The organism is Robertmurraya dakarensis (assembly GCF_900156875.1).
Taxonomy (GTDB): domain Bacteria; phylum Bacillota; class Bacilli; order Bacillales; family Cytobacillaceae; genus Robertmurraya; species Robertmurraya dakarensis.
This window is the reverse complement of record NZ_LT707408.1, coordinates 748,950-754,900: the sequence shown is the minus strand read 5'-3', so window position 1 is coordinate 754,900 and position 5,951 is coordinate 748,950. Positions and strand designations below refer to the sequence as shown.

Here is a 5,951-nt window from a genome sequence, read left to right as displayed (position 1 = left end):
AGCTATTCTAAAACGGACAAAGACGCCACCTTCATGCGCATGAAGGAGGATCATATGAAAAATGGTCAACTAAAAGCAGGATATAACGTACAGATGGGAACGGAAAACCAGTTTATTCTGTTTTACACGATTCATCAACGTCCAACTGACACTCGTTGTTTTATCCCACATTCGGAGAAACTGTCGTCTACTTCTTTACCAATGCCTAAAACTGTTATTGCCGATGCTGGATATGGAAGCGAAGAAAATTATGTTTATGCGGTTGGCGATGAGAAAGAGCCAAAGTTTGACTTTCTAATCCCTTATGGATCATACATACAAGAAAAGACACGTAAATATAAAAACGATATCAAAAATGCAAAAAACTGGACATACCGTGAACAAGACGATTATTTTATTTGCCCGAATGGAAGGAAAGTAACTTTTAGAAAATATCAAAACAAGAAGAATCGATCTGGTTATGAACAGAGCTTTAAAATATATGAATGCGAAGACTGTACGGATTGTCCACTAAAAGCAAAATGTACAAAGGCGAATGGGAACCGTCAGGTTCACTGGAATACGATCTTCGAAGAAATGAAAGCGAAGGCAAAAAAAGCCCTTGAATGTGAGGAAAAGGCAGCTATCTACGCTCAACGTAAAATTGAGGTAGAAAGTGTGTTCGGTCACATCAAGGGCAATCGGTCGTTCCGTAGGTTTTCCCTACGGGGTCTTGATAAGGTCCATGTGGAGTTTGGAATTGTGGCATTAGCCCACAATATATTGAAAGTAGCCGGCATCCGCCAGCTACTTTCAGGGAATGATCCATATAATACAAAAGCAAGTGGAGAAAAACGAGCTGTTTTTCTCCACTTGCTTTATTTTAGGGACTTATCGGACAGCCCCAATTATTTTATGTTTAAATTATACCGGTGGTCGGGGTCGAACCGACACTCCTTACGGAACACGATTTTGAGTCGTGCGCGTCTGCCAATTCCGCCACACCGGCATATGTAAAACTTAATTGGTGCCGAGGACCGGAATCGAACCGGTACGGTAGTCACCTACCGCAGGATTTTAAGTCCTGTGCGTCTGCCAGTTCCGCCACCCCGGCTAGTATTAGCCAGACAGTTCACCAATTATAAAAAAAATGGAGGCGGCAACCGGATTCGAACCGGTGGTGAAGGTTTTGCAGACCTCTGCCTTACCACTTGGCTATGCCGCCTTAAAATTATTATAGAGCGGAAGACGGGATTCGAACCCGCGACCCCCACCTTGGCAAGGTGGTGTTCTACCACTGAACTACTTCCGCAAATGGCTGGGCTAGCAGGATTCGAACCTACGAATGACGGAGTCAAAGTCCGTTGCCTTACCACTTGGCTATAGCCCAAAATAATATAAATGGGGCGATCGATGGGAATCGAACCCACGAGTGTCGGAGCCACAATCCGATGCGTTAACCACTTCGCCACGACCGCCATAAATTTGGCAGGGGTAGTAGGAATCGAACCCACACTGGAGGTTTTGGAGACCTCTGTTCTACCTTTAAACTATACCCCTAAAATTAAGGTTATAAACTATTTTAATCCTATAAACTAATTAAAAACTATGGTGGAGGGGGACGGATTCGAACCGCCGAACCCGAAGGAGCGGATTTACAGTCCGCCGCGTTTAGCCACTTCGCTACCCCTCCGAAAATATATTATGAATATATACAAAAAAGTTTACACTAAGTTTTTCCCTAGCAGTAAATCAAATGGTGGCTCAGGACGGAATCGAACCGCCGACACAAGGATTTTCAGTCCTTTGCTCTACCGACTGAGCTACTGAGCCGTATTTATATAAATAAATGGCGGTCCGGACGGGACTCGAACCCGCGACCTCCTGCGTGACAGGCAGGCATTCTAACCAACTGAACTACCGGACCAAATTGCGGGGACAGGATTTGAACCTGTGACCTTCGGGTTATGAGCCCGACGAGCTACCGGACTGCTCCACCCCGCGATAATAGTATTAACATAGTGAATCCTATGCTTTAAGTGAGCATTATGACTGTCCCGATCTCGAGTAGGATAATCAAGAAGCAACTCGATCGGTACAACTCGCAGATTAAGCAATGAAGCTATGCTCGTTGCTCCACCCCGCGATAATAGTATTAATTAAATTATGGTGGAGGATGACGGGATCGAACCGCCGACCCCCTGCTTGTAAGGCAGGTGCTCTCCCAGCTGAGCTAATCCTCCGATGCACAGGATGTGCGAGTGCATGCGCTGCAACAGAACATTGCGCTTCTAGCATGCCTACAATTAAATGGTGACCCGTACGGGATTCGAACCCGTGTTACCGCCGTGAAAGGGCGGTGTCTTAACCGCTTGACCAACGGGCCATTTATAAAATGGCGGAGAGCAAGGGATTTGAACCCTTGAGACAGGTTTTGCCCGCCTACACGATTTCCAATCGTGCTCCTTCGGCCACTCGGACAGCTCTCCATTTGGCTCCGCAGGTAGGATTCGAACCTACGACCGTTCGGTTAACAGCCGAATGCTCTACCACTGAGCTACTGCGGAATAATTAGGATTGAAGTTTTAAATTAACTAGATGCTCTGACATCGAGCTGTTTCACATTTAGATACTAGGTATCTGCTTGGCGATGTCCTACTCTCACAAGGGGATAACCCCTAACTACCATCGGCGCTGAGAAGCTTAACTTCCGTGTTCGGTATGGGAACGGGTGTGACCTTCTCGCCATCATCACCAAACTTATAAGACAGTTACTATTATACAGTCTTTTTCGATTTTTTCAAGAGAAAAATATTATTCCCTCAAAACTAGATAACTTGACAAGCATCTTTTAAATTGTCCAGCTGCGGCTCCTAACTCTTCGGTCGTTTCAATCCGTCCATTCAAATCCAAAAACAGGATTTGCCCGGCCGGCTCTCCAACGCCTCTCAGAGTTGACAAGTCGCCTTCGCTTTTCTTATTGGTTAAGTCCTCGATCGATTAGTATCAGTCAGCTCCACATGTCACCACGCTTCCACCTCTGACCTATCAACCTGATCATCTTTCAGGGATCTTACTAGCTTGCGCTATGGGAAATCTCATCTTGAGGGGGGCTTCATGCTTAGATGCTTTCAGCACTTATCCCTTCCGCACATAGCTACCCAGCGATGCTCTTGGCAGAACAACTGGTACACCAGCGGTGCGTCCATCCCGGTCCTCTCGTACTAAGGACAGCTCCTCTCAAATTTCCTACGCCCACGACGGATAGGGACCGAACTGTCTCACGACGTTCTGAACCCAGCTCGCGTACCGCTTTAATGGGCGAACAGCCCAACCCTTGGGACCGACTACAGCCCCAGGATGCGATGAGCCGACATCGAGGTGCCAAACCTCCCCGTCGATGTGGACTCTTGGGGGAGATAAGCCTGTTATCCCCGGGGTAGCTTTTATCCGTTGAGCGATGGCCCTTCCATGCGGAACCACCGGATCACTAAGCCCGACTTTCGTCCCTGCTCGACTTGTAGGTCTCGCAGTCAAGCTCCCTTGTGCCTTTACACTCTACGAATGATTTCCAACCATTCTGAGGGAACCTTTGGGCGCCTCCGTTACTCTTTAGGAGGCGACCGCCCCAGTCAAACTGCCCACCTGACACTGTCTCCCACCCCGATCAGGGGTGCGGGTTAGAATTTCAATACAGCCAGAGTAGTATCCCACCGACGCCTCCACCGAAGCTAGCGCTCCGGTTTCCACGGCTCCTACCTATCCTGTACAAGCTGTACCAAAATTCAATATCAGGCTACAGTAAAGCTCCACGGGGTCTTTCCGTCCTGTCGCGGGTAACCTGCATCTTCACAGGTACTATAATTTCACCGAGTCTCTCGTTGAGACAGTGCCCAGATCGTTACGCCTTTCGTGCGGGTCGGAACTTACCCGACAAGGAATTTCGCTACCTTAGGACCGTTATAGTTACGGCCGCCGTTTACTGGGGCTTCAATTCAAAGCTTCGCTTGCGCTAACCTCTCCTCTTAACCTTCCAGCACCGGGCAGGCGTCAGCCCCTATACTTCGCCTTGCGGCTTCGCAGAGACCTGTGTTTTTGCTAAACAGTCGCCTGGGCCTATTCACTGCGGCTCTTCAGGGCTATGCACCCTAAAAAGCACCCCTTCTCCCGAAGTTACGGGGTCATTTTGCCGAGTTCCTTAACGAGAGTTCTCTCGCTCACCTTAGGATTCTCTCCTCGCCTACCTGTGTCGGTTTGCGGTACGGGCACCTACTACCTCGCTAGAAGCTTTTCTTGGCAGTGTGGAATCAGGAACTTCGGTACTATATTTCCCTCGCCATCACAGCTCAGCTTACACGAGAAACGGATTTGCCAATTTCTCTGCCTAACTGCTTGGACGCGCATATCCAACAGCGCGCTTACCCTATCCTCCTGCGTCCCTCCATCGCTCAAACGGTAATGAGGTGGTACAGGAATATCAACCTGTTGTCCATCGCCTACGCCTTTCGGCCTCGGCTTAGGTCCCGACTAACCCTGAGAGGACGAGCCTTCCTCAGGAAACCTTAGGCATTCGGTGGATGGGATTCTCACCCATCTTTCGCTACTCATACCGGCATTCTCACTTCTAAGCGCTCCACCAGTCCTTACGGTCTAGCTTCAACGCCCTTAGAACGCTCTCCTACCGCGGACACGTAAGTGTCCACCCACAGCTTCGGTGATACGTTTAGCCCCGGTACATTTTCGGCGCGGAGTCACTCGACCAGTGAGCTATTACGCACTCTTTAAATGGTGGCTGCTTCTAAGCCAACATCCTGGTTGTCTAAGCAACTCCACATCCTTTTCCACTTAACGTATACTTTGGGACCTTAGCTGGTGGTCTGGGCTGTTTCCCTTTTGACTACGGATCTTATCACTCGCAGTCTGACTCCCACGCATAAGTACTTGGCATTCGGAGTTTGTCTGAATTCGGTAACCCGATGAGGGCCCCTAGTCCAAACAGTGCTCTACCTCCAAGACTCTTGATCGTGAGGCTAGCCCTAAAGCTATTTCGGAGAGAACCAGCTATCTCCAAGTTCGATTGGAATTTCTCCGCTACCCACACCTCATCCCCGCACTTTTCAACGTGCGTGGGTTCGGGCCTCCATCCAGTGTTACCTGGACTTCACCCTGGACATGGGTAGATCACCTGGTTTCGGGTCTACGACCACATACTCATTCGCCCTATTCAGACTCGCTTTCGCTGCGGCTCCGTCTATTCAACTTAACCTCGCATGTAATCGTAACTCGCCGGTTCATTCTACAAAAGGCACGCCATCACCCATAAAAGGGCTTTGACTACTTGTAGGCACACGGTTTCAGGTTCTCTTTCACTCCCCTTCCGGGGTGCTTTTCACCTTTCCCTCACGGTACTGGTTCACTATCGGTCACTAGGGAGTATTTAGCCTTGGGAGATGGTCCTCCCAGCTTCCGACGGGATTTCTCGTGTCCCGCCGTACTCAGGATCCACTCAAGAGAGAATGAAGTTTCAACTACAGGGTTTTTACCTTCTCTGACCAGCCTTTCCAGGCTTGTTCGTTTACCTCATTCTTTTGTAACTCCGTATAGAGTGTCCTACAACCCCAAGAGGCAAGCCTCTTGGTTTGGGCTAATCCCGTTTCGCTCGCCGCTACTCAGGGAATCGCGTTTGCTTTCTCTTCCTCCGGGTACTTAGATGTTTCAGTTCCCCGGGTCTGCCTTCATTACCCTATGTATTCAGGTAAAGATTCCATCCGATTAAAGATGGAGGGTTTCCCCATTCGGAAATCTCTGGATCAAAGCTTACTTACAGCTCCCCAAAGCATATCGGAGTTAGTCCCGTCCTTCATCGGCTCCTAGTGCCAAGGCATCCACCGTGCGCCCTTATTAACTTAACCATCAGTTAATGTTAAAAAAGAACTTACTTGTTTAAAAATGATGTCTTGTCAAATTTGTTA

15 tRNA genes, 2 rRNA genes and 1 pseudogene are annotated in these 5,951 nt (G+C 48.8%); 1 reads left to right on the top strand and 17 read right to left on the bottom strand.

What is annotated here, in order from left to right:
• Positions 1 to 759, top strand: a pseudogene (locus tag CZ487_RS04870) (transposase); the annotation flags it as partial.
• A gap of 147 nt (positions 760 to 906) precedes the next feature.
• Here CZ487_RS04870 and CZ487_RS04865 read toward each other — a convergent pair.
• From CZ487_RS04865 to CZ487_RS04790, 17 genes are all read right to left on the bottom strand, one after another.
• Positions 907 to 988: transfer RNA gene (locus CZ487_RS04865), tRNA-Leu, on the bottom strand.
• 16 nt (positions 989 to 1,004) lie between these two features.
• Positions 1,005 to 1,093: transfer RNA gene (locus CZ487_RS04860), tRNA-Leu, on the bottom strand.
• A gap of 37 nt (positions 1,094 to 1,130) precedes the next feature.
• Positions 1,131 to 1,204 (bottom strand) — tRNA-Cys (locus CZ487_RS04855).
• A gap of 15 nt (positions 1,205 to 1,219) precedes the next feature.
• A tRNA-Gly gene (locus CZ487_RS04850) sits at positions 1,220 to 1,291 on the bottom strand.
• Positions 1,292 to 1,294: 3 nt separating this feature from the next.
• Positions 1,295 to 1,369: transfer RNA gene (locus tag CZ487_RS04845), tRNA-Gln, on the bottom strand.
• Between the two features lie 12 nt (positions 1,370 to 1,381).
• Positions 1,382 to 1,457: transfer RNA gene (locus CZ487_RS04840), tRNA-His, on the bottom strand.
• A gap of 8 nt (positions 1,458 to 1,465) precedes the next feature.
• Positions 1,466 to 1,539: transfer RNA gene (locus CZ487_RS04835), tRNA-Trp, on the bottom strand.
• 49 nt (positions 1,540 to 1,588) lie between these two features.
• Positions 1,589 to 1,672: transfer RNA gene (locus tag CZ487_RS04830), tRNA-Tyr, on the bottom strand.
• Between the two features lie 64 nt (positions 1,673 to 1,736).
• A tRNA-Phe gene (locus tag CZ487_RS04825) sits at positions 1,737 to 1,812 on the bottom strand.
• A 17-nt stretch (positions 1,813 to 1,829) separates the two neighbouring features.
• Positions 1,830 to 1,906, bottom strand: a tRNA-Asp gene (locus tag CZ487_RS04820).
• Between the two features lie 3 nt (positions 1,907 to 1,909).
• Positions 1,910 to 1,983: transfer RNA gene (locus CZ487_RS26535), tRNA-Met, on the bottom strand.
• Positions 1,984 to 2,146: 163 nt separating this feature from the next.
• Positions 2,147 to 2,222: transfer RNA gene (locus CZ487_RS04815), tRNA-Val, on the bottom strand.
• 68 nt (positions 2,223 to 2,290) lie between these two features.
• Positions 2,291 to 2,365 (bottom strand) — tRNA-Glu (locus tag CZ487_RS04810).
• 10 nt (positions 2,366 to 2,375) lie between these two features.
• Positions 2,376 to 2,468: transfer RNA gene (locus CZ487_RS04805), tRNA-Ser, on the bottom strand.
• Between the two features lie 3 nt (positions 2,469 to 2,471).
• Positions 2,472 to 2,546 (bottom strand) — tRNA-Asn (locus tag CZ487_RS04800).
• A 75-nt stretch (positions 2,547 to 2,621) separates the two neighbouring features.
• Positions 2,622 to 2,738 (bottom strand): 5S ribosomal RNA (rrf, locus tag CZ487_RS04795).
• A gap of 221 nt (positions 2,739 to 2,959) precedes the next feature.
• Positions 2,960 to 5,891 (bottom strand): 23S ribosomal RNA (locus CZ487_RS04790).
• Between the last annotated feature and the right edge of the window lie 60 nt (positions 5,892 to 5,951).